The 1,725-nt window shown below is 41.7% G+C and carries 2 protein-coding genes; both read left to right on the top strand.

Annotated elements, in window-relative coordinates:
* The coding region (locus tag DW938_RS14425; protein ID WP_118125584.1) for a conjugal transfer protein TrbL family protein at positions 1-657 on the top strand (657 nt) is incomplete at its 5' end.
* A 154-nt stretch (positions 658-811) separates the two neighbouring features.
* The gene (locus DW938_RS14420; RefSeq protein WP_118060144.1) at positions 812-1,447 is read left to right on the top strand and encodes a ThuA domain-containing protein; all 636 of its coding nucleotides are present in this window, start codon (positions 812-814) and stop codon (positions 1,445-1,447) included.
* Positions 1,448-1,725: the final 278 nt, after the last annotated feature.

Here is a 1,725-nt window from a genome sequence, read left to right as displayed (position 1 = left end):
ATCGTAGCGGTATTTGACACGGCGATAGCCTATGAATCTGGTCAGGCGAACATCAAAAATACCTGTCTGAACGTGTTGAAAGGGTTCATGGCGGCAAGTCTGGTAACGGTCGTTCCACAGCGGCTGTATGCATTCTGTGTGGCGATGCAGGGAACATTTTCTCATGAACTGCTTGGCGGATTTATCGGGGCAACATCCGCATCGGTGGCAGGCACAGGGCTTTCCGTAATTATTGCCATCGCCTCGGACATTTCGCTTTTCAGCCTGTTTTTTATCATACTTTTCGGCTATTGTACAGTAAAAGTTGTGTTTTCAAACATTAAGCGTGGCGGCATAATACTGTGTCAGATTGCTGTGGGAAGTCTGTATCTTTTTGGAGTTCCGAGAGGTTACACAGACGGATTTTACAGCTGGTGCAAGCAGGTCATTGCGACTTGTCTGACGGCATTTTTGCAGACAACGATACTCTATCTCGGACTGCTGACCTACACTCAACACGCTCTGCTTGCGGTGGGAATGTGCTTGTCGGCAACGGAAGTTCCGAGGATTGCGCAGATGTATGGGTTGGACACTTCCGTAAGAGTCAATATGATGTCTGTCAGCCATACTGTTTCTATGGGGGCGAGGGCTGTCGGTATGATTAAGGGGAAAGCGTAAATAAATATTGGTTTGACAGACAGTGAGGTTTGTGATATACTTTTATTAGTTTACTTTTTAAAATTGAGCGACAAATCGGAATTTAACGCACATCTAAAAAACGAGAATTCACAGAAACGTAGCCATAAAATGGTGATGAAAGGACGTATGACTTATGAGTAAAAAAGTATTTGTTTTGGTACACGATTACTGGCATCACGATGATTCCATCAAGCCTATGATGGACTATCTTTTTAACGCAGATTATGAAGTAACATTCACAAAGAAGCCAAATGATTATTTCAACGGGCAGTTTGATTTGTTTTTGTCTTTCAAAGATCCTATTGAAAATGATCAGATTCCTACTCCAATCTGGTGTGATGAAAAATGGACGGAGAAATTTCTGAATGATGTTCAGAATGGTATGGGAACGATTATGCTTCACGCATCACTTACTGATTACACAGAAAATCACGCAATCCTCACAAATGTTGTAAGAAGTAACTTTATCACTCATCCCGAACAATGTCCGCTTACTGTAAAACCGATAGCAGAACATCCGATTATTGAAGGCATTGGCAAATTCACATTCCCTGATTTTGACGAACATTATGTAATGAAAATGATTCCGAATGCTGATACAACGATTCTTGCAGAAACCGTTTCAAAGAACGGCGTTCAGCCTGCTGTATGGATTCACACCTATGGCAAGGGAAAAATCTGCTGTATCGTTCCTGCACACACTACCCAAAATCTGACCTGTGAACCATTTGTCAAACTTGTAAAGAATGCTATTGATTGGGTTTTATAGCATTAATAGAGCGTCAAATTACAGTTTGTCGAACAGTTACAACAAAATATTATTGAGCACAGTCAAGCAAAAGCTTGGCTGTTTTTTTATGTGAAAAAATGGAGTGTGAAAAAATTGAAAACCTACATCTACCCCGAAAACCTGAGAGCCAACGTAAAGCTGTGGTTCTGGAATGTCCGTGATTTTATCATAATCTGCGGCGGAATAATTCTGTCGGTTGTGGTTCTGGTAAACCTGTGGAATGTCCTGCCTTTTGCGGCGACTGCCTGCTTTGCTTT

This window comes from Ruminococcus sp. AM43-6 (assembly GCF_003461785.1).
In the GTDB taxonomy this organism is placed as follows: Bacteria; Bacillota; Clostridia; order Oscillospirales; family Ruminococcaceae; genus Hominimerdicola; species Hominimerdicola aceti.
Note: the sequence above shows the minus strand (reverse complement) of the source record. Positions and strands in the feature narration are given on the sequence as shown.

Bases quoted from the DNA above. Each gene is read 5' to 3' on its own strand.
- DW938_RS14420 (WP_118060144.1), top strand. From the start codon at position 812: ATGAGTAAAAAAGTATTTGTTTTGGTACACGATTACTGGCATCACGAT.